Annotated in this window: 21 protein-coding genes; 9 read left to right on the plus strand and 12 right to left on the minus strand. The window is 55.0% G+C overall.

Features of this window, described 5'->3' with window-relative positions; genetic code table 11:
* Positions 1–126 precede the first annotated feature (126 nt).
* From ribF to ispH, 5 genes are read left to right on the plus strand one after another with little or no spacing between them, the layout of a single operon-like run.
* Positions 127–1,128, plus strand: a complete 1,002-nt coding sequence (gene ribF / locus G516_RS21790; RefSeq protein ID WP_051219170.1) for a bifunctional riboflavin kinase/FAD synthetase — start codon at positions 127–129, stop codon at positions 1,126–1,128.
* Between the two features lie 26 nt (positions 1,129–1,154).
* Complete coding sequence (gene ileS / locus G516_RS0109225; RefSeq protein WP_028293412.1) at positions 1,155–4,061, plus strand: isoleucine--tRNA ligase; 2,907 nt, start codon at positions 1,155–1,157, stop codon at positions 4,059–4,061.
* The gene (gene lspA, locus G516_RS21795; RefSeq protein WP_036535532.1) at positions 4,061–4,606 is read left to right on the plus strand and encodes a signal peptidase II; all 546 of its coding nucleotides are present in this window, start codon (positions 4,061–4,063) and stop codon (positions 4,604–4,606) included. Before ileS ends, lspA begins: the two co-directional genes overlap by 1 nt.
* 29 nt (positions 4,607–4,635) lie before the next feature.
* Complete coding sequence (gene fkpB / locus G516_RS0109235; protein ID WP_028293413.1) at positions 4,636–5,091, plus strand: FKBP-type peptidyl-prolyl cis-trans isomerase; 456 nt, start codon at positions 4,636–4,638, stop codon at positions 5,089–5,091.
* A 1-nt stretch (position 5,092) separates the two neighbouring features.
* Complete coding sequence (gene ispH, locus G516_RS0109240) at positions 5,093–6,037, plus strand: 4-hydroxy-3-methylbut-2-enyl diphosphate reductase (RefSeq protein ID WP_028293414.1); 945 nt, start codon at positions 5,093–5,095, stop codon at positions 6,035–6,037.
* Between the two features lie 88 nt (positions 6,038–6,125).
* Here the strand turns inward: ispH and G516_RS25160 are convergent, their stop codons facing one another.
* From G516_RS25160 to G516_RS0109290, 10 genes are all read right to left on the minus strand, one after another.
* The gene (locus tag G516_RS25160) at positions 6,126–6,590 is read right to left on the minus strand and encodes a type IV pilin protein (RefSeq protein ID WP_051219171.1); all 465 of its coding nucleotides are present in this window, start codon (positions 6,588–6,590) and stop codon (positions 6,126–6,128) included.
* Between the two features lie 2 nt (positions 6,591–6,592).
* On the minus strand, positions 6,593–7,510 hold the full coding sequence (locus G516_RS0109250) for a PilW family protein (protein WP_028293415.1): 918 nt from the start codon (positions 7,508–7,510) through the stop codon (positions 6,593–6,595).
* Positions 7,511–7,523: 13 nt separating this feature from the next.
* Positions 7,524–8,141, minus strand: a complete 618-nt coding sequence (gene pilV / locus G516_RS23850; RefSeq protein WP_028293416.1) for a type IV pilus modification protein PilV — start codon at positions 8,139–8,141, stop codon at positions 7,524–7,526.
* A 5-nt stretch (positions 8,142–8,146) separates the two neighbouring features.
* The gene (locus G516_RS23855) at positions 8,147–8,638 is read right to left on the minus strand and encodes a GspH/FimT family pseudopilin (protein ID WP_051219173.1); all 492 of its coding nucleotides are present in this window, start codon (positions 8,636–8,638) and stop codon (positions 8,147–8,149) included.
* The gene (locus tag G516_RS0109265) at positions 8,639–12,217 is read right to left on the minus strand and encodes a PilC/PilY family type IV pilus protein (RefSeq protein ID WP_028293417.1); all 3,579 of its coding nucleotides are present in this window, start codon (positions 12,215–12,217) and stop codon (positions 8,639–8,641) included.
* A gap of 11 nt (positions 12,218–12,228) precedes the next feature.
* Positions 12,229–12,567: a hypothetical protein gene (locus G516_RS0109270; protein WP_028293418.1), complete on the minus strand. Its 339-nt coding sequence runs from the start codon at positions 12,565–12,567 to the stop codon at positions 12,229–12,231.
* Between the two features lie 9 nt (positions 12,568–12,576).
* A complete protein-coding gene (locus G516_RS0109275) occupies positions 12,577–13,143 on the minus strand; it encodes a pilus assembly PilX family protein (RefSeq protein WP_156879002.1) in 567 nt (188 codons plus the stop codon).
* A 116-nt stretch (positions 13,144–13,259) separates the two neighbouring features.
* Positions 13,260–13,850 carry a GspH/FimT family pseudopilin gene (locus tag G516_RS0109280; protein WP_169449516.1) on the minus strand — a complete coding sequence of 197 codons (591 nt, stop codon included), beginning with the start codon at positions 13,848–13,850 and terminating at the stop codon, positions 13,260–13,262.
* A 294-nt stretch (positions 13,851–14,144) separates the two neighbouring features.
* Entirely contained in the window at positions 14,145–15,518 is a 1,374-nt protein-coding gene (locus G516_RS0109285) for a sigma-54-dependent transcriptional regulator (protein WP_028293421.1), read from the minus strand.
* Positions 15,515–17,056, minus strand: coding sequence for a sensor histidine kinase (locus G516_RS0109290; RefSeq protein WP_028293422.1), 1,542 nt, complete (start codon positions 17,054–17,056; stop codon positions 15,515–15,517). Before G516_RS0109290 ends, G516_RS0109285 begins: the two co-directional genes overlap by 4 nt.
* A 97-nt stretch (positions 17,057–17,153) precedes the next feature.
* On the opposite strand from G516_RS0109290, the gene G516_RS0109300 reads away from it, so the two are divergent.
* Positions 17,154–18,785: an NAD+ synthase gene (locus G516_RS0109300; protein WP_028293423.1), complete on the plus strand. Its 1,632-nt coding sequence runs from the start codon at positions 17,154–17,156 to the stop codon at positions 18,783–18,785.
* A 112-nt stretch (positions 18,786–18,897) separates the two neighbouring features.
* On the opposite strand, the gene G516_RS21815 is transcribed toward G516_RS0109300, so the two are convergent.
* Positions 18,898–19,737, minus strand: a complete 840-nt coding sequence (locus G516_RS21815; protein WP_036535539.1) for an outer membrane protein assembly factor BamD — start codon at positions 19,735–19,737, stop codon at positions 18,898–18,900.
* Between the two features lie 135 nt (positions 19,738–19,872).
* Here G516_RS21815 and rluD point away from each other — a divergent pair, with 135 nt between their 5' ends.
* Positions 19,873–20,829: a 23S rRNA pseudouridine(1911/1915/1917) synthase RluD gene (rluD, locus tag G516_RS0109310; RefSeq protein WP_028293424.1), complete on the plus strand. Its 957-nt coding sequence runs from the start codon at positions 19,873–19,875 to the stop codon at positions 20,827–20,829.
* Positions 20,830–20,866: 37 nt separating this feature from the next.
* Complete coding sequence (gene pgeF, locus G516_RS0109315; protein WP_028293425.1) at positions 20,867–21,655, plus strand: peptidoglycan editing factor PgeF; 789 nt, start codon at positions 20,867–20,869, stop codon at positions 21,653–21,655.
* On the opposite strand, the gene G516_RS0109320 is transcribed toward pgeF, so the two are convergent.
* Positions 21,636–22,070 carry a DUF4124 domain-containing protein gene (locus G516_RS0109320; protein ID WP_028293426.1) on the minus strand — a complete coding sequence of 145 codons (435 nt, stop codon included), beginning with the start codon at positions 22,068–22,070 and terminating at the stop codon, positions 21,636–21,638. The genes pgeF and G516_RS0109320 overlap by 20 nt on opposite strands.
* A gap of 466 nt (positions 22,071–22,536) precedes the next feature.
* On the opposite strand from G516_RS0109320, the gene G516_RS0109325 reads away from it, so the two are divergent.
* Positions 22,537–24,261 carry an acetolactate synthase 3 large subunit gene (locus G516_RS0109325; RefSeq protein WP_028293427.1) on the plus strand — a complete coding sequence of 575 codons (1,725 nt, stop codon included), beginning with the start codon at positions 22,537–22,539 and terminating at the stop codon, positions 24,259–24,261.
* Position 24,262 lies beyond the last annotated feature (1 nt).

Raw genomic sequence — 24,262 nt, forward strand, 5'->3', positions numbered from 1 at the left:
GGAATTCGCAAGAAACCCGCGACCAAACGCTGCTTTGGCTGTTACCTGAGCAGCGGCTTGGCTATAATCTCGCCCCTTGGTTTGAGCTTGCTCCAGATTTCCTATTAAAAAGGACCCATCGTTCCCATGCGTTTGTTACGCGGTTTGCACAATATTCCCGCTGAGTTCTCCGGTTGTACTGCAACCATCGGGAATTTTGATGGCCTGCATCTGGGGCATCAGGCGATCCTGCAGGCGCTGCACCGGGTGGCGGACTCTCACAAGCTGCCGACGCTGGTGATGATCTTTGAGCCTCAACCGAAAGAGTTTTTTGCCCTCGAAAAAGCACCGGCGCGGCTGGCTAATTTGCGCGAAAAACTGATGGACCTGGACGCCGACCATGTCGATTACGTGCTGTGCCTGCCGTTTAATCAGGCGCTGCGCTCCATGTCGGCAGATGAATTTATTAACCAGGTATTGGTTGATGCACTGGGTGTGCGTCACCTGATTGTCGGCGACGATTTCCGTTTTGGTTGCGATCGCAAAGGCGATTATCAGGCGCTGGCACAAGCGGGCAAACTGCACGGCTTCGATGTTGAAGATTCTTCTACCTATTTGATGGCCGGCGAGCGTGTGTCCAGCACCCGGGTGCGTCAGGAGCTGGAAAACAACCGGCTGACGGAAGTCGAAAAGCTGCTGGGCCGACCGTATTCGATGTCGGGCCGGGTGGCTCATGGCCGTCAGTTGGGGCGCACGATTAATACTCCCACCGCCAATATTTTGCTGAAACGTCATCGTTTGCCCATTCAAGGGGTGTTTGCGGTACAGGCCTTCGACGAAGACAGCGGTGAAGAATTCCTGGGGGTTGCCAACGTCGGCAACAAGCCCAGTATCACGGACATCCCGGAACCGTCACTGGAAGTGCATTTGTTTGGCTACAGCGGTGACCTTTATGGCCACCATCTGACGGTGTCGTTCTGGCACAAGATCCGTGACGAGAAAAAATTCAACAGCCTCGATGAACTGAAACAGGCCATCGAGGACGATAAGGTAGCGGCCAAACGGTACTTTGCTTCCTTGCCTCATTCCTTCCGTGCCATCGGACGCCGCACTCGCAGTGTGATGACGTCGGCACGACCAACCGAATAAACGAACATCAGAAGCGACGAGCTGATATGAACGATAAAGTGGAAAGCCAATACAAAGCGACCCTGAACCTGCCTGACACCGAATTCCCGATGCGTGGCAACCTGGCCAAGCGCGAGCCCGATATGCTGGCGCGCTGGGAAGAAATGGGTCTGTACCAGAAAATTCGTGAAGCTCGCGCTGGTCGTAACAAATTTATCCTGCACGATGGCCCTCCGTACGCCAACGGCAACATTCACATCGGCCACGCGGTGAACAAGATCCTCAAGGACGTGATCATCAAGTCGCGTACCATGAGCGGTTTTGATGCCCCGTACATTCCGGGCTGGGACTGTCACGGCCTGCCGATCGAACTGAAAGTGGAAGAACAGGTAGGCAAGGCCGGAGTTAATGTCAGCGCCAGCGAATTCCGTAACCACTGCCGTGAGTACGCTGCCAAGCAGGTGGATGGTCAGCGTGCCGACTTCAAACGTCTGATGGTGTTTGGTGACTGGGAAAACCCGTACCTGACCATGGACTTCAAAACCGAAGCCGATATTGTTCGCACGCTGGGCAAAATCATCGACAAGGGCCACCTGCACAAGGGCTTCAAGCCAGTGAACTGGTGTCCTGACTGTGGTTCTGCGTTGGCGGAAGCCGAAGTGGAATACCAGGACAAGAAGTCCATCGCCATCGACGTGAAATTCAACTTTGTTGATAGCGCAGCGATTCTGGCCGTATTTGGTGCCGATGCTGCATTGGCTGACAAGCCGGTTAGCCTGGTGATCTGGACCACCACGCCATGGACCCTGCCTGCCAACGAAGCGGTATCCGTTCACCCAACGCTGGAATACTCGCTGGTACTGCTGAAAGAGCAGAACGAAATGCTGATTCTGGCCGCCGACCTGGTGGCTGATGCCATGGGTCGTTACGGCATAGATGCGGAAGGCTATGAGATTCTGGCCACCGCCAAGGGCGCAGACTTCGGCTGGACTGCAGAACAAAAAACAGCGGGCGAAGCGGCACCGTTTGCTTTGAAACACCCGTTCATGCCGGCGGCTGACGGTTCTGCCAAGCAAGTACCTGTGATCACGGGCGACCACGTCACCGCAGACGCCGGTACCGGTTCTGTTCACACTGCGCCAATGCACGGTGCCGACGACTATAACGTGTGTCAGACCTTCGGTATCACTTCTGAGCAGATGCTGGTTGATGGCGCTGGTAACTTTATCAGCAACCCGGCGCTGGAAGCTCTGGAGCTGACTGGCCTGAGCACTGCCGACAAAGGCAGCTTCCGCGCGCTGGGCATTCTGGCCGAAAAAGGCGCTCTGCTGAAGAAAGCCAACATCAAGCACAGCTACCCGCACTGCTGGCGTCACAAGACCCCAATCATCTTCCGTGCGACGCCGCAGTGGTTTATCTCCATGAACCAGGCGGGTCTGCTGGATCAGGCCATGCACGAAGTGAAAAACACCGTTGAATGGCGTCCGGGCTGGGGTCAGGCGCGTATTGAAAGCATGATGACGGATCGCCCTGACTGGTGTATCTCTCGTCAGCGTACCTGGGGTGTGCCAATCGCCTTGTTTGTTCACAAGGACAGCAGCGAACTGCACCCACGTTCTGCTGAGTTGATCGAGCAAGTGGCGCTGAAAATTGAAGAATCCGGCATCGATGCCTGGTTCGAGCTGGACGCTGCCGAACTGCTGGGCGACGACGCTGCCGATTACGTCAAGGTGACCGATACCCTCGACGTATGGTTCGACTCCGGTGTGACCCACACTGCGGTGTGCAAGGCGCGCGAAGAACTGACTTTCCCGGCGGATATGTACCTGGAAGGCTCCGACCAGCACCGCGGCTGGTTCCAGTCCTCGCTGCTGACGTCTACCGCAGCCTACGGCCAGGCGCCGTATAAAACCGTACTGACCCACGGTTTCACCGTGGATGGTGAAGGCCGCAAGATGTCCAAGTCACTGGGCAACACCGTTGAGCCTCAGAAAGTTCTCAACAGCCTGGGTGGTGACATCCTGCGTTGGTGGGTAGCCGATACCGACTACAGCGGTGAGATGACTGTATCCGACGAGATTCTGAAGCGTAACGCTGATGCTTACCGTCGTGTGCGTAACACGTGTCGCTTCCTGTTGGCCAACATTGCGGGCTTTAACCCATCCAGCGATCTGGTGAAAGGTGAAGAATTGTTGCCACTGGATGCCTGGATGGTGGACTGCACCCGCCAGCTGCAGGAAAAAGTGATCGCCTACTACAACGATTACGACTTCAAGGGCCTGACCAAGACGCTGATGAACTTCTGTGTCTCCGAGCTGGGTGGTTTCTACCTGGACGTGATCAAGGACCGTCAGTACACCTGTAAGTCCGACGGCTTGCCACGTCGTAGTGCCCAGACTGCCTTGTTCCACGTGTTGGAAGCCATGTCGCGCTGGATTGCCCCGGTACTGAGCTTCACCGCTGAGGAAATCTGGGACAACCTGCCGGGTGACCGCAGTGAGTCTGTGTTCCTGGCGGAATGGTACTGCGACTTCCCGGTGCTGGCCGAGACCGGCTTCAGCAACGATTACTGGCTGACCGTGATGTCTGTTAAGGAAGCCGTCAATGGTCAGCTGGAAAAAGCCCGTGGTGAAAAAGCCATTGGCGCCAGCCTGAGTGCCAACGTGGTGCTGTACGCCAACGACGAGCTGAAAGCCAAGCTGGACAAACTGGGCAACGAGCTGCGTTTCGTGCTGCTGACGTCGGCGGCTACCGTGGAAGCCTTTGACGCCGATGCCGGTAACGCCACTGAGCTGGATGGTCTGCGGGTGGCCGTTGTTGCTTCTGAAGAAGAGAAGTGTGAACGTTGCTGGCACCATAGCGAGACTGTGGGAACCAATGCCCAGCATCCGACTCTGTGTCAGCGCTGTGTAGACAACGTAGAAGGAGAGGGCGAAGTTCGCCTGTACGCCTGATGTTCAATTTCAAAACAACCTCGCTGGGTTGGATCTGGATTACGGTCGCGGTATTCGTGGTGGATATTGCGACCAAACAAATCGCCGAAGCCATGCTGAACTACGGCGATCCGGTATTTCTGCTGCCCGTGCTGGACTTCACCCTGCTGTATAACCGCGGGGCTGCGTTCAGCATGTTGGCAGACCAGCCAGGTTGGCAACGCTGGTTCTTCACCCTGATTTCTGCAGCGGTGAGTGTGGTGTTGTTTGTGTGGATGAGCCGGTTGCCCAAGCGTCCGGCATGGCTTGGTATTGCCCTTGCTATGATTCTGGGCGGCGCACTGGGTAACCTGTTTGATCGGGTGGCGTTTGGTCATGTGATCGATTTTATTTCGGTGCATTGGGACAACGCTTACTTCCCGGCCTTCAACATCGCCGACTCCGCTATTACCATAGGTGCCATCATGATGGCCGTGGATGTGGTGCGAGACAGCTTTGCGGCCGGTCAGTCCGATGACAGTTCCGGCAGTAAGTCCGGCAGCAAATCCGGTAATGGCGCCAGCTAACCACACAGAATCAAAACAAGAGGTGACTTATGTCCTTGGGCGTAATCGCAAGCGGTAGCAAAGTTTCTTTCCACTTTTCCCTGAAGCTGGATGACGATCAGGTGGTGGATTCCACCTTTGACGGTCAGCCAGCCACCATGGTGGTTGGAGATGGCAATTTGCCGGAAGGCTTTGAAGAGTTGTTGTACGGTCTGGTGACTGGCGACCGCAAGACCTTCACTGTGGCGCCGGAAAAGGCCTTTGGTCAGCACAACCCGAACAACGTCCAGCGCATGAAACGGTCCGATTTTGCAGCGGACATGCCGATTGCGCCGGGCCTGGTGGTGTCCTTCGCCGATGCCTCCAATAACGAATTACCTGGCGTCATTGCCAGTGTTGAAGGTGACTGGGTAGAAGTCGACTTCAATCACCCGCTGGCAGGCAAGCCACTGGTGTTTGATGTGCAGATTCTGGAAGTCGCCAGCGATACCGAAACCGAGAGCTGAAATGCAGATTAAACTCGCCAACCCCCGGGGCTTCTGTGCCGGGGTCGACAGAGCCATTGATATCGTTAACCGCGCCCTGGACCTGTTCGAGCCGCCAATTTATGTGCGCCACGAAGTGGTCCACAACAAATTTGTGGTCGACGGTCTGCGTGATCGCGGCGCCATCTTTGTGGATGAGCTGCACGAAGTCCCTGACGATTCGATCGTGATTTTCTCTGCCCATGGCGTGTCCCAGGCGGTGCGTAAAAACGCCGCCAACCGCGGTTTGAAAGTGTTCGACGCAACCTGTCCTCTGGTGACCAAGGTGCATCTGGAAGTGGCTCGCTACAGCGCGGATGGCAGTGAGTGCATCCTGATTGGCCATAAAGGTCATCCTGAGGTGGAAGGCACCATGGGCCAGTACGATCACAGCAAGGGCGGTGATATGTATCTGGTTGAAAATGAGGAAGATGTGCAAGCCTTGCAGGTGCGTGATTCTTCTCGTTTGTCTTATGTTACTCAGACTACCCTGTCGATGGACGATACCGCCAAGGTAATCGATGCCCTGCGAGTTAAATTCCCGATGATTCAGGGGCCGCGCAAGGACGATATTTGTTATGCCACCCAGAACCGTCAGGACGCCGTGAAACAGCTGGCAGCTGAATGCGATTTACTGCTGGTGGTTGGTTCCCCGAACAGCTCCAACTCCAATCGTTTGCGCGAATTGGGCGAACGTATGGGAGCAAAAGCGTTTTTGGTGGACAATGCTTCAGAGCTGGAAGAAAGCTGGTTTGAAGGTGTGACTGCTGTTGGTATCACCGCCGGGGCTTCTGCACCAGAGGTACTGGTGCAGGAAGTGATTAGCCGCTTACAGAGCTTTGGTGGCAAAACGGCCGAAGAAATCGATGGCGTACAGGAGAACGTGGTGTTCTCGTTGCCCAAAGAGCTGCGGATGAAAGAAGTCTGATTCTTTCTGAGTCCCACAAAAAAAGCCCCGAATTCTTCGGGGCTTTTTTGTATCTGCCGGGGGCCTGACTAACGGAGAAAGAGGCGGCTTAAAGCTCGTTACCGTTCCAGTCATAGGTCGTGCTGTCGACAACGCGGGTCCGATTGCCGATGGAATCGGCCACCAGATTGCCATCACCGGCTTGTACGTTGGCCGGGGTGGCCGTCAGTTGCACACATTGGCTGATGGTGCCACTGCTGCAGGTACTGGCAGCGATGGTGTATCGGGTAGTGCCACCGTCAACAATGGTTGTGGTGGCTGCGCTGTAACCCAGATCGGAAAGGTCCGTTGTGTAACTCAATTGATCGCTGTAATAGCGCTCCTGAGCCTGCAGAATACTCATCATTTCCTGCTGAGCGTCCGAGCGGATGCTACGGATGATATAGTTCTGATACTGGGGAATGGCAATAAACGCCAGAATGCCAATGATGGCGACCACCACCATCAGCTCAATCAAGGTGAAACCCTGGTTTTTACGAACAGAGCGCTGCGCGCAAAAACGTGAGATAGCCATGATTACAAACTCCCTGATAGCGGACGGTTAGGTAAGAAAATGGTGGTTTCCAGAATTTGCCGTGGCACACGGTCATCGAACACCAGAGGGTCAGCATCCAACAAAACGTAGCTTCTGTCACCTGTTACCTGGGCAGCATCACTGAAAGCCCGGGCCAGAATAGCAATGCGTACGGCAGTCACATCGGGCAAGTATTCAATATCACTGTTGGTCGGAGCGGTTTCACCAGATTGCGCCGTTGTAACGCTTGCCGGGGCCAGAGTATCGGCGCCTACGTATTGGGTAGCACTATTGCCGGCACCGGGGGCGGTATAGAGTACTTGCATTGACTCAATACCAGAGGCAATCGTTTGAACGGTGCCAATGATGGTGCCGGTCGATTCACGGTAGGTCGCACACCGGAGCCAGTCGTCGTAGTCATCGCCAATGTTGAGGTTGCCGTCTGCGTCCGCATCTGCTTCCACCCAAAATACGTCTACAAGGTACTCCTCGTCGATGCCTGCGGGGATTGCCGCACCTGAACAGCTCTGCTGGGACCAGTCAGTGCCGCCGTTATCGACGTAGAAACGACGGATAGCAATACGGTCACCGCTGCGTGTGCCGGCCAGATCTTCGTATACACAGTCTGCATTGGATGCCGGTGGTACAAAGTTCTCGGTACAGCGTTCGGCAATACCCGGCGCGGTTTCAAAGAAAATATCGCCGACGTAACCGGCGTGACGGATCTGGTCTGTTAGCCAGGACATGCTGAAACGGGCGTTTTCCTGCGCCTGTGATAGGCCGTCCAGACGGTTGCTGGCCCGGTTGGAGCCAATCATCAATTGCATCACGACGAGGCCAACGATGATCGAGATTACCCCGGCGATCATCAATTCAACCAGTGTCATACCTCGTTGTTTTTGCAGGCCGGTACTGTACATAAGGCGCCTTGTATTAATCACTGATGATGTTGAATTCGGAGACAATGGTGAGTCGGCGCTCGACGATGTCTTCATCGTTGTTGTAGACCGACTGCCCCTGATTGTTGGTACCGCCAGTTCTGGCATCCCAGCTCAGGGTGATTTGAACATTATCCAGATTGGTACCCGCTGAGCCGATATCCTGATCGACATCGACACGCAGCAATGGGTTGGCCAGGTAGTCGGCACTGCCTGAACGAGTAAAGTCGGCGTCGATATCATTGGCGCCTGACGGACAGGCTACGTCCCACAGATCGAAGGTCGCCATTTCGGTTGCGGTGCATTGCTGTGCGTCGACGCTGCTGCTGCCGGTGTGGTAATTGGCGCATCTTCGGGTAGGAGCAGCTGAGCAATCGACGTTGCCGCCGTTGGTGTGGTAGTTGGCTAGACCGTCGGTGTTGGCTCTGATGCGATTGGTGATGTCGCTGACCATTTGCACGGCAATGGCCCGACCTGAGGAGTCTTGTACTGAACGATCCGACTCCAGCATCAGGGCCATCAGTCCCACCAGACCAATGGTGGTGATGGCAACGGTGACCATGATTTCAATCAGGCTGAAACCACCTTGCGGATTTCCGGATGGAGCTGTCATGGTAATTAACTCTCTGAGCGGACGATTTGTCCGACCATACTGATGGTGTAGGTGTAATCACGGGTGCCGGAGCTATTGTCCTGCGAGGTGGTCAGTGAGCCAGTGGCTGTTGCTCTGCCTAATGAATCAAACCCGAAAGTGTTGGGAGTGCCCGACTGCGAGTCGAAATTGACACTGACGTTGGCTTCATCCGATAGCCGATATTGTCTCAGGTTGACGGTTTGGCCTGATTCATAGACTCGCCAACCGTTGTCCCAGGTGGTATTGCCGGCGATAAATACGGTGACGGAGTTGGAGATGGCGTGGTTGCGGGCGAACTGCAAGTCCGACATTAACTGTCGCCCGATGGCTTCGGCCTGGCGATTGTTGTAGTAATTGCTCATGGCGGGAGCGCCTACTGCCGCCAGGATACCCAGCACAGCAATGGTGACCATGAGTTCAATCAGGGTAAACCCGCGCTGGCGCGCGGGTTGTCTTGTTGCAGTTACAGCATCCATTTATTGCAGTTCTCGCCAAAATGTCCTGGTGACCTTTTCACCGCTATCCGGTGCTTCTACGGTTTCAAGGCCGAAGGTGATGATCTCTGAAATATCCGTATAGGTTGAGCCGTTCTGGTTGTTGTCAGACTCTTCCTCTTCATCGCCGTTACCACCGTTATCTGAATCAGATTCTGTGGAGTTCTCAGCGTAATCGGCATCGTAACATGCCCCTGTGACGCTATCGCAAGTCACTTCCTGACGAATCACAACCGGCGTATCCACAATGCCTGGCATGCCCGAGGCAATGATGTCGATTTCGGGCTCCAGAACCCCTGCGTTATAAACCAGGCGGAAGCGGTAGACGGTGCTCTCGCCAATGTCCGGTTCACAACCAGAACGCGCGGATGTAGCTTCCGGCTTGTAGCTGGTGACGTAGCTGTAGCCGTCCATGGTGATGGCATCTGACAACACTTTTTCGCCACTTTCGGTCAGCTTGTAGTAGGCGCCAGCCCGTTGTTGTGCCAGCGTGCTGGAGCCTGTGTTGGTCAGGTCCGCCAAATCGCTTTTCTGCAAATTTGGATAGCTGTCAGGCACCGTGGTGGTGTCAAAGTCGTTGATAAAGTAGATGTTATCGACCGTGGTGGTGTTCAACGGGTGGGCCCGATAACCGGAGCCGATCACCAGCTGATAACGTCCCTGGGTAAACTCAATGGTTTGGCCATTGGATTCAGTCTCGAAGGTGCCTTCATCAATGTAGGACACATCCAGCGAGCTGAAGAAGCGGACATTGCTGATTTCCGTGTTGTCAGAGCCCAGATTAGCAACGACACCGCCTTTCGCGAAAGTGGAAGGCGATGAGGAATCGTCATCGGTTTGAGCCAGGTCAAAGCGCCAGATTCGACCACCGAGATCGGCGGCATAGAGGATGTCGATATCACGGTCACCATCATAGTCCACCGGCACAATGTCATTGGCGAAGCCACTGGTCATCTCACCAAGATTCAGGTCGGCGCCGGTTTTGGATGCTTTCCAGAGTAATTCGCCAGTGATGGGGTCAACCATATAGATGGCATTGCCCATGGAGTGGTCTGTCCGCTGGTTGTATTCGTCTTCAGCTTCATCGTAGCCACCGCCAAATACCAGTACGTCTTTCTCCTGACCATTCCAGAGGATCGTGATAGGAGTCATTTCTGACCAGCTCTGACCCAGCTCTTCAAAGTTGTCGTCGCCACCGGAAATCTGCCAGGCGAGTTTGGGTTCGTCGCGATCGGAAACATCCAGTGCATAGTAATTGCGGCCACCTCGACGCATTCCGACATACAGCAATGCAACCTCGCTTGAATCAATGAAGTCATTGTTGTTTTCGTCAATGTGGTAGTACGAAATACGTCCATCCAGACCGTAGGTTTTACTGGTGTCTTTCTGGTAATACGCCAGTGCACTGGACATCAGGTCTTTGGGCAGAAACGCGAAGCGCTCTTTCGGATCATCTTCATTGGTATCAAAGGCATGCAAATAGCCAGAGTTGGTACCGACAAACATGGTGGTATCCGGCAGCGTATCGCCCGCATTGGTGGTCATGGAGCCGTAAGTCAGCAACAGCGGACGGCTGTGCAGAGGATCTTCAATCTCTGTGCGGGCCGCAGCATTATTGGCTGAATCTGTGTCATAGCCGGACAGCCAATACAGGGCTTCCGTTTGCTGGGTCACGCTAAGGGCGTTAAAGGCCCCGAGGGTGGCGAGCGCTGTGTTTTCCGGAGTAATACGGTTACCGGAGTCTGTCAGGTTGTTACTCAACAGGTTGGTCACAATCAAGCGCTCATCCGGGTCAGTCAGACGACGTGCGGCACCGCCGAGTGTCACGTTTTCACCATCCGGTGCATCTTCATCGAGAGTCCAGTAACTACGCGCGTTGTCTGCGAAGTAACCAGTGGTTTCATCAACCGCCAGGTCGTTATTCACATCACGAATTTCGGTAGACACATCCAGACGATAGCGCTTGATATTACCTGTCCAGCCGCCGGTTGCTGATGGACTGAATACGGAGTAGTACAGCTGATCCAGGTGCTCGAGGTTGTTGAAAGCGTTTACGGTTACTGCCGGTGCCGCAAAGGTACCGGAGCTTTCGGTGATGTTATTGAATACGCTGGTCAGGGCCTGGCGCAAACTGTCTGCGTCTGAACCAGAACCTGCAACGCCGCCACCGTAGGTCGCCATGTCACTCAAGCGTTCTTCGTAACTACCACCGATAAAGCCGCCAATGGTATGCACATAAATTGGTTGGTCCCCGTCAAAACTTTCTGAGGCATCGCCGTGGTAGAGCGAGTAGGCCAACTCTTCAGCGCAGCCGCCATGGCCCGAGCAATTGGCACTGAAGTCGCTGTCATTGGGGAAGTCAGCGCTGGGCAATTGGGCCAGTAAATTGCGGATTTCCGTATTGGCACCGTTGTCTCCATTGGGCTCACCGTCCGTGAAAACAACAATGTGGTTGGATTGGCACTCGTCGGTGATCGGTGAAACATAAGTGTTACCGTTGAATACATCATCCAGGTTCAGGTATTCCTCACAGACCAAACCTTCTGTGCTATCACTGTCGCTATCATCGCTGTCGCCACCACTGCCGTTGCCCTCGGTAGGCACCAGAATGGTTGTGGTGGTCAGTGATTGATATTCAGACTGGTTAACGCCCTGGTAGCGCAGAGTGCGTCTCAGGTTTCTTGGAAGATCGTCCCAGCTACGATAGCTGTCGCTACCGAAGTCAAACAAAGAGGTCCAGTAGCCAGTATCGAGGTAATCGACGAACCAGGGCACTGAGCCTTGACCATAATCTGCTCTACCGATGTTGTTTTGCTGCAAAATGTAATACGCGTTGTCGTCGGTTACCTGCTGATATTCATAGCTCCAACGCCAGCCATTGCGCACCCAGCGGCCTTCCCAATAGACGATTCGCAGGTCGTCATAGTCTTTCCAGGAATTCTGGTCGTCTGTCAGATAGTAGTAGGGAATGTATGCAGACCAGCCATTTCTGATCAGAGAGTACCACCAGCTCTCCGGGTCCAGAACGGATACAGTCTCCTCAGTGGTGCCGCCGTCGGAATCATCGTCATCGTCGTCTTCCTGACTCCATACCATACAAAGGTTCGAATAGTCGGTGGTGGTGCTACCGTAATCCCGCGCAGCACCGCGGTAATAGGAGGACATTTCATACAGTGCTTCGGTAAGTGGTGTGCCACCGTTGGCCGTATAGTCATACAGAATTTCACGAACCATTGCCCGAACACCGGTATTTTCGATGGGCAGTAATGGGCTGCTCAGGCGTCCACCCTCGGAATTCTCATTGAACCGGCCAATCGCAATGTTGATACCGCTGGTATTGGTAATAACATCGGCGGCAACTTGCTGAACAACGGCCAGGCGGGTGGTTGATTCACCGTTGTTATAGGTTTGGTACCCCATACTGCCGGAGGTATCCATCAGGAAGATAACGTTTGGCGTCGTGTTGTCATTGTTCGAGACATAAATCTCAGTATCGTCGGCCATCACGAGGGCATTATGAAAAAGACCGAGCGCGGTCAGTAGTAGCCAGTAAATACGCATCCCGGTTCTCCTTAGTATTCGTCGCTGGCGTAGCCGCCAAAGTTGATGTAATCGATGCTGTTATCTTCACGGTCAACACCGATGAAAATCAGTTCCTGGTTGCGCCGCAGGTACAGTTCGGTGGCCCGGCTCAGGTCGATATTTGACTGACGTTCCTGAAACAGGGTGTCCGCATCGACCGAAAACCGTTCAGTCGCACAGTCGTCGCACAGACGCGCAGTCAGGGCTGAGCGAGAAAATGTCACCAGATCGGTACCCGGGATGTAGTAGGCAATGTGGCGGTTGAGCGTTTCGGCCTGAAGTGGTGAAAAGCCAATCAACATGGCGGCAGTCACTAGCAGTTGTTTCATGGTTATTCCTCAGTTCTGGGCCGCGCCTTCGATCAGTACACCCAACTGTACTGATGATGCGATATTGCCTGAATTATCAACGGCGGTACTGGTCATGTAGAACGGGTTCAGAGATGACGTGGACGCTGAATTGCCTTTGTTGCATCGCAAGCAGGCACTTTTAGTATTGCCCTGGGTGGCATCGGATACCTGATCGTTGGCATACGCAATGGTCACGGTGACGCCACCGACGGATTTGAGCTTGCCGATGGATGGGCGGTCCCAGTTCGGGTACTGATCAAAGGCATTGATGTGTGCTGAATCGTCGCCGGATTGCATCAGCGCTGACACTGGTCGGGTTTCGCTACGCTGCAGGGAATTGAACGCGGTTTCCAGATAGCTGTCTGCGGCAACATAGGTTTCCTGCTTGACCTTCATATTGGTCACCATGCGCACCTGCAGGGTGCTTTGCTGCATTGCCACAGTAGCGGCAACGGTGATGGCGGTCAGTGCACCGAGGCTGACGATTAGAGCCGAGCCGCGTTGCCGGTTGGGCCTGGCGCTTGAGCGATTCGGGTTGCGTAGGAAACGTCTCATAATGGAATCCGGGAATTGGTACCTGTTAGCCAGAATACCCTTGTGCAGGCAAGGAACCACCGGATTAAGACCAGTGGTTCCTGAGCGGGGATAAGCGGCCGGCCGAGTGTTATTTTTTAGAAACAGGTCACATCCTGGTTGTTTGGTAGCTCTGGTAAGCCGGAATCGTCGGTGTCACGACCCTCTCTTACACGGCCCTGACGGGACACGATCAGTACCTTGCCATGTTGGCGGCCACGGGTGTCGGTGTAGCAGTATTGAAAGCTGCCATTGAATCCTCCGGCAAAGCCCCTTGGGTCAAAGGAGAAAGCGGTGCGTGGGTAATTTCTGAAAACGTTGGCTTTGGCGGCCGGAATCGTTCGGAGCACGGATTCCCCCGAGTCCAGACGGCGGTTGCGGTTGAAATCCAGAAACAAGGTCAGCGGATTGCGCCATTGGGTTTTGCAGCGATTACTTGTGTCCAGTGGGCACAGGGTATGTGGAATGCGAGTGTGGATGGATTGATGGCGGGCATCGTTAATGGCACTGGTCAGTGCGCGTATTTCGGCTCTGGCTTCGGCGTTCTGAATCATGCCGTTCATGCCCGGCACCGCCCAAAACGACAATATGCCAAGCACGGCCATGACGACCATTAACTCCATCAGGGTAAAGCCCGCTGATGTATAGAGCCCCATATTCCGTGGGCACAACGTTGCATTCCTTCGCATAAACGTCCTCCTTGACGTATCGAAAGTGAGTATCTGTCTGTCGCCGCACATCCGTTGCGGCTTTTGCATGGGCGCGCTCCCAAATGTAAGGAGGTTCAGGGCCCTTGCTTGGTCCCTAGATTACCGATCTTTTGCATTGTGCACATGACCCGCGAGTATGAGTTTTGAAAATAAAAACTCATACTCCAGAGTGAGTTTTGAGGCCGCAAACGCCGTATTGCGGCGTTTGCTTGCGGGTGGCGAGAGAAAGAACTGGCGTGTTAAACAGGGTAAGGCTGGTGAAAAGCGAGCGAGTTACTCGATATCCAGTTTCTTGCAGCGGTATCTGAGTGCCCGGAAACTGATGCCGAGCTTTTCGGCGGCGGCGGTTTTATTCCAGCGAGTGGCATCCAGTGCCTGGGTAATGGCACGGCGCTCAATGTTCTCGAGGTAGCCTTCGAGATTGTTGGTTTCGATGCGTTCGTCTTCCGGCGGATACAGTGCGCCGGAATCGGTTTGGTCGTCACCGGGTTGGTTGATGGCTTGCTTGAGGTCCAGGTCGGCCAGTTCAATCTGGTCGGATTCCGCCATGGTGACCGCGCGCTGAAGAATGTTCTCCAGCTCACGCACGTTGCCCGGGTAGCCATAGCCCAGCAGGGCTTTCATGGCGCTGTCGCTGACGGACGTGGCGGGCATGCCCCATTCCTCGCTGTACTTGCGGACAAAGTGTTTAACCAGCGTAGGAATGTCGTCCGGACGTTGGCTTAGGCGCGGAACATCAATTTGAATCACGTTAAGGCGGAAGAACAAATCCTGACGGAAAGTCTCTGCTTCTACCATCTCCTCCAGGTTTTTGTGGCTGGCACTGAGAATGCGAATGTTGATGTTTTCTTCATGCTCGGAGCCAACCGCCCGGATGGCCTTTTCCTGAATGGCCCGCAGCAACTTGGCTTGCATATCCAGCGGCAGTTCCGCCACTTCGTCGAGGAACAGGGTGCCACCTTCGGCGGCCTTGAAGAAACCATCCTTGTCAGAACCTGCGCCGGTGAACGCACCTTTCTTGTGGCCAAAAAATTCGCTTTCCATCAGGTCTTTGGGGATGGCGCCACAGTTGACGGCAATAAAGGGTTCTTCGGCGCGGGAGCTTTGATGGTGAATCAGGCGAGCGACCAGCTCCTTACCGGTACCGGACTCACCAAAAATAAACACCGGTGCCTGGGTACGGGCGACTTTCTGGATCTTTTCCTTCAGCTCCATCATCGAGGCGGAGCGTCCCAGCAGGGCGTCGCTGGAAGGCAGGGATTCCAGATGCAGCGGTACCTTGGTCAGCTTCAGTGCCTGTTGCGACAGTTCGCGCAGACGGCTGATGTCCAGCGGTTTGGCAACCACGTCGAAGGCACCGGCTTTGAGGGCGTTTACCGCCATGTCCATCGAGCCGTAAGCGGTGATCATGGCAACCGGCATGTCCGGGTAGCGGGCATGGCAAAGCTGGATGATCTCCATGCCGTTGCCGTCAGGCAGCTTCATGTCGGTCAAACAGAAATGATAAGCCCGCTCTGGCAGCAGGCGCAGGGCTTCACTGACGTTCCCGGCCTGATAGCACTCCATGTCCATACGGCTGAGCGTCATGCAGATCAGCTGACGAATGTCTGGCTCGTCGTCAATAACCAGGACCGAGTACTTTTTCATGCAACAATTTCCGTTTTCAGTGTCAGGCGAAAGCAGGAGCCGGTGGCTGTGCGCTGATATTGGATGCTGGCCTGATTGGCTTCACACAACTCACGACACAAATACAGGCCTAATCCGGTGCCATTATGTTCGGTTGTGTAGAAGGGCTCAAACAAGTGTTTGGATTCTTCCGGGTCGATCCCCGGGCCATTGTCCATTACGTCCAGCTGTACCCGCTCGAGGCTATCCCGTTGCACTGCCAGTACCAGTCGCGCGCCATTGGGATGGCGTTTGAGGGCATAGCGCAGGCCGTTGCTACAGAGATTGTGCAGAATCTGCTGTAAGTGATCCGGGTCGAACGACACCAGGGTTTCGGTTTCGCAATGAATCAATAGCTGGAAGGCGTGGTCGCGGCTGAGGCCGCTGAATTGCTCGCGAAAGTGCTCCAGCCAGGGCTTCAGACGAATCTGCTCAATGGTGGGCGTGCGTTTACGGCTCAGTTGCAGAATGTCTTCCACCGTGCGGTTGATGCGCAGGCAGTGCTGCTCGATCACCTGGCTCAGGTACAGCTCGTCTTCTTTCAGATAATCCGTTTCGGCTAGCAGTTGACTGGCTTGTCGCAAGGCGGAAAGCGGGTTGCGGATTTCATGGGCAATACTGGCGGTGAGCCGCCCCAAAGAGGCCAGCTTCAGTTGCTGGGCCTGAGTGGCAATGCGGCTTTGATCTTCCAGAAACACCAGGTAATCGCCGGGTTCGGATTGCGGCAGAACAGCTCGACGGGCGCGCAAGGTTATGCCGTTAACTTCGACCACCGAACGATCCTCTCGCTCCAGTTGCCGCAGTGGCTCGGGCAATGGATTCATTCGGCCTCGCACCAGCCCTAGCCATTGTTGGGCGCGCTGGTTGTAGAAAATGATCTGGTCCGAGGCGTCACAGGCGATGATGCCGTTGGGCATTTCTGCCAGCGCTTGCCAGCTGATGTCTCGCAGACGTTTTAGGTGCATGTTTTGCGATGTCGCCAGTTCCAGTGCACTGTTCAGTTTATAAGACAGCGCTTGGGTCAGGGCGGCCAATACGAAGCAGATAAAGCCGTAAACGCCGGAGTTCACCAGCTCCGAGGCGTCGTAACGGTCCGGCCAAAAGTGTTGAATGATCAGGATGGCCAGGGTGGTCCAGGCCGCCACTGCATAGCCGAGCAGCCCCGGTGCAATCAGGTTGGCGACCACCACGCTGACCAGGATGAGGCTGGCAAAGCCGGTATCAAGACCGCCGGAGGCGAACATCAACACGGACAGAATGGCGGTTTCCAGAAAAAAGTAGCTGGTGGCCATTTGCACATCAGGCCCAAGCGAGGCGACGGCCACAAAACTGGCAGCAATAACAACGTACAGAATGGTCGCCACCAGACTGGCACTCATGGCATCCCGGCCAATCAGGCTGGCTTCCGGTGCCACCACGTGCAGCGCCATGATGATGAGGGCGATGCCAAGGGAGAAATAGCTGTAGAGCTTGAGCAACCGGTTGCCGTTGACGATCAGGTCACTCATGGTGTTGTTCATGTCATTTCATCCTGAAAATTTTATCTGCAAAGGTTTGCCTGCCAGCAAGAATTTCCAGACAATATCGCCGAAAAATACGAGAAGGTAACCCGAGAGCATGTCAGAGTCACTCCAGATTGCGATGGCGCAATGCAATTTCCACGTTGGCGATATTGAGGGAAATTGCGAATTGATGATCGCCGAGACCGAAAAAGCCCGGTCTGCTGGCGCTAACGTCATTGTCTTTTCCGAACTGGCTCTGACCGGCTACCCGCCAGAAGATTTGCTGTTGCGTCCAAGTCTGCAATTGCGCGTTAGTACGGCGCTGGGGCAGCTGGCCAAACACAGCCAGAACATTGCCATTGTGACAGGCTTTCCCTGGAAAGAAGCTGGCCAGTTGTACAATTGTGCCGGGGTTTGGCTGGATGGCGAATGTGTTGGTCGTTACGCCAAGCAGTGCCTGCCAAACTATCAGGTGTTTGACGAAAAACGCTACTTTGCTACTGGCCGGGATTCCCTCGTTGTTGAATTGTTTGGCCATAAAGTAGGCCTGACGGTCTGCGAGGATGTCTGGCATCCAGCGCCGGTTCAGCATTGTGTCGAAGCCGGTGCGGAAGTGATTCTGAACCTCAACGCATCGCCGTACCACATTGGCAAACAGGACGAACGCACCCAACTGGTGTCTGGCCACTGTGTTCAGCACAAGATCCCGTTGCTGTACGTTAACCAGGTGGGCGGCCAGGACGAACTGGTGTTCGACGGTGCTTCGTTTGCCATGAACCAACGGGGTGAAGTGGTCCAGCAGTTGCCGGAATACCAGAGCCAGATTGGTATGGTGCGCTGGGACGGCGAAACGCTGACAGCCGCTTCCGATGCAGCGCTGGTGGCCCATGAAGACGAATTGGCCAGCCTTTACGGCGCGCTGGTAACAGGTGTTCGGGACTATGTGAACAAGAACCGCTTTAAAGGTGTGGTACTGGGCCTGTCAGGCGGTATCGATTCGGCGCTGACGCTGGCCATCGCGGTAGACGCGCTGGGGCCTGAGCGAGTGCGAGCGGTGATGATGCCGTTCCAGTACACCTCGGACATGAGTAAACAGGATGCCGCACTGCAAGCTGAACGTATGGGTGTGCAGTATGAGTCGATTTCCATTGAACCCATGTACAACGCCTTTATGGCCGCGCTGGCACCGGGCTTTGAAGGTTTGGCGGTGGATACCACCGAAGAAAACCTGCAATCCCGCTGTCGCGGTGTGTTGCTGATGGCGATGTCCAACAAAACCGGCTACATGGTGCTGACCACCGGCAACAAGAGCGAAATGGCCGTGGGTTATGCCACGCTGTATGGCGATATGGCTGGCGGCTATGGTGCTCTGAAAGACGTGTATAAAACCCGGGTGTTCGATCTGGCGCGCTACCGCAATACCCTGGCCGATGGCGAAGTGATTCCGGAGCGTGTGATTACCCGTCCGCCATCAGCGGAGCTGGCGCCGGATCAGGTCGACGAAGACAGCCTGCCTGCTTACCCGGTGCTGGATGCCATTCTGGAAGCCTACATCGAGTTTGATAAAAGCGCTGACACCATCATTGCCGAAGGCTTTGAGCGTGAAGACGTGATGCGGGTCGTGCGTTTGGTGGATGTGAATGAATACAAGCGTCGTCAGGCACCGGTTGGCGTACGGGTGACCCGTCGCGGTTTTGGTCGTGATCGTCGCTACCCAATCACCAATGGCTGGAAAGCGGGCGTCTGACCCGTTTTCACATCTCGGCTGTCTGTAAAATTGACGACCACTAAAAAAGCGCCCTTGGGCGCTTTTTTAGTGTCTGCTGGTTTGCGTGTCTGGCCAATCAGGCACGAGCTGATCAGTCCTGATCGTCAGACTCTTCGTACAGGCCAAAGCTCAGTACTTCCAGCAGGGTGCCGCGGTCGGTGTCGGCCAGACGGCTGGATTCAAACTCGCCATCTTTCAACTGCTGGTGGTTGGGGAAGTTCTTTTTCAGCAGCGCCAGACTTGTGGCTTCTTCGTCCTGCAGTTTCAGTTCGTGATACGCCTCGACCATCAATGCCAGCGCATCAGCGACGGCTTTGGTACGAGGGTATTGGGTAACGATCTGGTTGGCACGGTTGGCCGCGGCCACAAAGGCGTGACGTTTCATGTAGTAGCGCGCAACACCCAGCTCATGGCTGGCCAGACGTTCACGTAGGAACACCATGCGAGCGCGGGCATCGGCAACGTACTGGCTGTCTGGGAAACGCATCATCAGTTCCGAGAAGTAACGGAACGAGTTACGCAGTGGCAGTGGATCACGCTTGGCCACGTCGTCTGACAGTCGACGCTCGATCACCGAAAAGCCCATTTCGTAAGTCACCAGCGCACGCAGGTAATAGGCGTAGTCCACTTGTGGATGCAGCGGGTGCAAACGAATAAAACGCTCGGCCGATGTCAGCGCTTCTTCGTAGTTGCCGCTGTTGAAATAGGCGTAAATCAATTCCAGCTGAGCCTGCTCGGCGTACTGGCCAAACGGGTAACGGCTTTCCAGGTTTTTCAGCTTTTCGATGGCAATGTTGTTGGAGTCACGATCAAGGGCATCGCGGGCTTCGGTGTAGAGTTCTTGCTCCGATTGTTCACTCATCTTGCTTTGGGGGCCGGAACAGGCAGCCAACAGCAGGGCAATAGGAAGGATGAGCCAGCGACGTGTCATGGAGTGAATTCCTGATTCTGGATATAATGCTAACAATAAAGCGCGGTATTAAAGCACAGACCTTTCTGTGACCCCAACAACCCGCCAGATCCGCTGTGTGACCACAGTTGCCTTCGAATGTTAGCCAGAGTCTTTATGTCCAACGAGATTTCCCAACAAATAGAGGTTCCCTTTGAGTTAGGGAACAAACGCCTCGACCAGGTGGCAGCTCAGCTGTTTCCCGATTTTTCGCGCTCCCGCCTGCAACAGTGGATCAAGGACGGACAGCTGACAGTGAACGGTCAGCCGATGCGTGGCCGTGATAAACTGACCGGCGGTGAAACACTGATACTGCAAGCCGAGCTGGAAGCCGAAGGCGAATGGCTGCCAGAGGCGATGGATCTGGATATCGTCTACGAAGACGACCACATTCTGGTACTGAACAAGCCATCCAATCTGGTGGTGCACCCGGCTGCGGGGAACCACACCGGCACGTTGCTGAATGGTTTGCTGCATCATTGTCCGGACCTGATCAAGATTCCGCGTGCCGGTATTGTTCATCGTCTGGATAAAGACACCACCGGCTTGATGGTGGTTGCCAAGAGCCTGCAAGCGCAAGCGGGTCTGGTGGCTCAATTGCAGGACCGCACTATGGGGCGTGAGTACGAAGCGGTGGTACAGGGCTACATGACCGGTGGTGGCAAGGTGGACGAGCCGATCGGTCGTCACGGCACCCAGCGTACCAAAATGGCCGTCAACCCAATGGGCAAAGACGCGGTTACTCACTACCGGGTTGTGAAAAAGTACCCGACTCACACCCACATTCGTTGCAAGCTGGAAACCGGCCGTACTCACCAGATTCGTGTGCACATGACGCACATTGGTCATCCGCTGGTGGGTGATGCGACCTACGCCGCTCGCAGTCGTCTGACCAAGGGCATTGGTCCGCAACTGCGCAACATGCTGCAATCCTTCCCGCGTCAGGCGCTGCATGCCAAAGCACTGGCACTGTTGCACCCGGTTGAACAGGAATGGATGGAATGGGAAGTGGATTTGCCGGAAGACTTCAAGGAATTGCTGGCTACACTGGATGCAGATGCTGCAATAAAGTAGTGCCCCAAAACAGCACCTCCAGATACCGGACGGTTTTATGATTGAACTGCTGCAACCATCCTGGCCGACTCCGAAAGGAGTCTCCATTGCCTTTACGACTCGCCGTCAGAAAGGGTTAACAGGGTCAATAGCGACCGAGGCCGACAATTTCGGCGATACCGATTACGGCGACGCCAATCTGGGCTTGCACGTGGGGGATCATCCGGCAAGCGTTGTAGCCAATCGGTTGCAGTTGTTGAATCAACTCACTGGCGTTCAGTCGATCCAATGGTTGAACCAAACCCACGGCACTGATTGCCTGTTGGCATCCGCTCCGGCGGTGTTGGACGCTGATGCCTGTTACACCGCGGAACCGGGTATGGCCTGTGCAGTGATGACGGCGGATTGTTTGCCGGTGCTGTTTGCCTGTCAGAGCGATGCTGGCGCTTCGAATAATGACCATGCAAAAGTCGCGGCGGCCCATGCGGGCTGGCGTGGTTTGGCGAATGGCGTGCTGGAAAATACCCTGTCACGGTTTGCCGATCCGGCTTGCGTGGTCGCTTATCTAGGGCCTGCGATTGGGCCGCAGCAATTTGAAGTTGGCCCGGACGTACGGGCGGCGTTCGCCGCCGCGCCGGACGATCTGTTTACCCCGGGGCAGGGGGACCGTTTGTACGCCAATATCTATGGTCTGGCTCGTTGGGTGCTGGCACAACAAGGTGTTGAGCAAGTGTACGCCTACGATGGTTGTACTGTATCTGAACCAGACCGTTTCTATTCTTACCGCCGTAACTCTCAAACTGGCCGTCAGGCCAGTGTTATCTGGTTTAACGACAGTTCTCGCTAATCATACGTTCGGCCTTGCGTTGTTCGGCGGCGTATTCCGCGGCCGTCATGGCACGAGGTTGTTGCTCGCCCGGCATGCGGAAGTTCTGGTTGGGGCCGGCGGCCAGTAGCTGTTGGTAATCTTTTCCTTGCTGGCAGGTGGCATCCCGCTGCTGTTGCTTTTGCTGTGCGGCTTGTTGTTCAAGGCGCTGGGCTTTCAGCTCCGGATTGGCGATTTCCTCAAGTGAGTCACGCTCAATCCGATCACCTTCGTAATTCATATTGAGCTTGTATTTCTGCGGCGTTCGGTCGTGGGGAATCTGACTGCTGAAATGCACCTGGCCGGCGTCATCGACCCAGCGATAGACCTCAGCAGAGGCGTTCAGGGCGGCAAGTAATGTCAGGCTGCCAGTCAGTACTACGAAAACAGAAGGCATGGATAAACCCGTAAAGCAGATCGGTGTCTGCAAGACACTATTCCATTCCGATAACAAGTCAAGGCGATAAGGGACACGCGGCATAACTCGGTGCCTGCTCTGGATGACAGGGCAGTGCAGAGTTGTTCAGAGTGTCCCTGCTCAACAGACCGTTGATTAAGCGCTGAAGGCCCCATGTTCTCTGGACAAACACGGCCGCAATGCTAGAATTGCCGGGCCTTTGCCAATTGTCGGATTCGACACCATGAGTCCATGTTGACAAAGTTTCCTGGAGAACGGTTATCCTCCGATCCAGTTCCGATACTCCCCGAACGTCCGAACGACGTCGGGATTCTGATGAGCAACTACAAGTTATTCATCCTCAAACAGGGGATTACGCTGGTATCGCCAGTTTTACTGGTGTGGTCCTGCAAGTAATGGTTTTCACTCATGCTCTGAGAAGAGCCTGTGCAAGAGGATAAGTACGGTGGAATTACTTTCCGGCGGAGACATGCTGGTTCGTGCGTTGCACGAAGCAGGCGTTGAATACATCTACGGCTATCCGGGTGGCTCGCTGCTACACGTCTACGATGCCGTATACAAGCAAAGTGCCGTGAAACACGTACTGGTCCGTCACGAGCAGGCCGCCGCCCATATGGCCGATGGTTATGCCCGTGCGACCGGCAAACCAGGTGTGGTCATGGTGACTTCAGGTCCGGGCGCAACCAATACCGTTACCGGTATTGCGACTGCCTTTACCGATTCTATTCCTATGGTTGTCATCTCCGGTCAGGTGATGAGCCATCTGGTGGGCGACGATGCCTTCCAGGAAACCGATATGCTGGGCGTATCCCGTCCAATCGTTAAGCACAGCTTCAGCGTGCGTCGTCCGGAAGAGATTCCTGAGCTGGTGGCCAAGGCGTTCTACATTGCCAGCACCGGCCGTCCGGGCCCGGTTGTGATTGATATTCCAAAAGACATGACCATGCCGAACGAGCGCTACGAGTACTCGTATCCGAAAAAGGTCAAGCTGCGCTCTTACACGCCGCCTCAGCGTGGTCACTCCGGTCAGATCAAAAAGGCCGTCGAGTTGTTGCTGAAGGCCAAGCGTCCGGTCATTTACGCCGGTGGTGGTGTAATCATCGATGGCAGTTCCGACAAGCTGCGCGCGCTGGTGGATCGTCTGGATTTCCCATGCACCCAAACCCTGATGGGCCTGGGCTGCTACCCGGGTACCGGTGATCGCTCACTGGGCATGTTGGGCATGCACGGCACCTACGAAGCCAACATGGCGATGCACAACGCCGATGTAATTCTGGCGGTGGGCGCTCGTTTCGACGACCGCGTTACCAACGCCACCAACAAGTTCTGCCCGGACGCCAAGATCGTTCATATCGATATTGATCCGTCTTCCATCTCCAAGACCATCATGGTCGACGTGCCGATCGTTGGTCCGGTGGGCAACGTGCTGGAAGAAATGATGGCGTTGCTGGATGAAGCCGGTGAAACCCCGGATGCCGATGCCATTGCTTCCTGGTGGAAGCAGATCAACGAATGGCGTCCACGCCACGCCATGCGTTACGAGAAAAACGATAACGGCCTGATGAAACCTCAGGAAGTGATCGAAGCCATGTGGAAAGCCACCAATGGCGACGCGTTCGTAACGTCTGACGTAGGTCAGCACCAGATGTTCGCGGCTCAGTACTACAAGTTCGACAAACCGAACCGTTGGATCAACTCCGGTGGTCTGGGCACCATGGGCTTCGGCTTCCCGGCCGCCATGGGTGTGAAAATGAACTTCCCGGACCACGACGTTGTGTGTGTGACCGGTGAAGGCTCGATCCAGATGAACATTCAGGAAATGTCCACCTGCTTGCAGTACGGCATTCCGGTGAAGATTCTGTGTCTGAACAACGGCTCACTGGGCATGGTGCGTCAGTGGCAGGACATGAACTACGAAGGTCGTCACTCCAACTCCTATATGGAGTCGCTGCCGGACTTTGTGGCGCTGGCTGAAGCTTATGGCCATGTGGGTATTCAGGTTAAGAGCCGCGACGAGCTGCCACAGGCACTCGAGGATGCGCTGGTGAAATACAAGGATCGTCTGGTATTCCTGGACGTTGCTGTTGACCCTGAAGAACACGTATACCCAATGCAGGTGCCAATGGGCTCCATGCGCGACATGTGGCTGAGCAAGACGGAGCGTACCTGAT

This window comes from Oceanobacter kriegii DSM 6294 (assembly GCF_000422845.1).
Classification (GTDB): Bacteria; Pseudomonadota; Gammaproteobacteria; order Pseudomonadales; family Oceanobacteraceae; genus Oceanobacter; species Oceanobacter kriegii.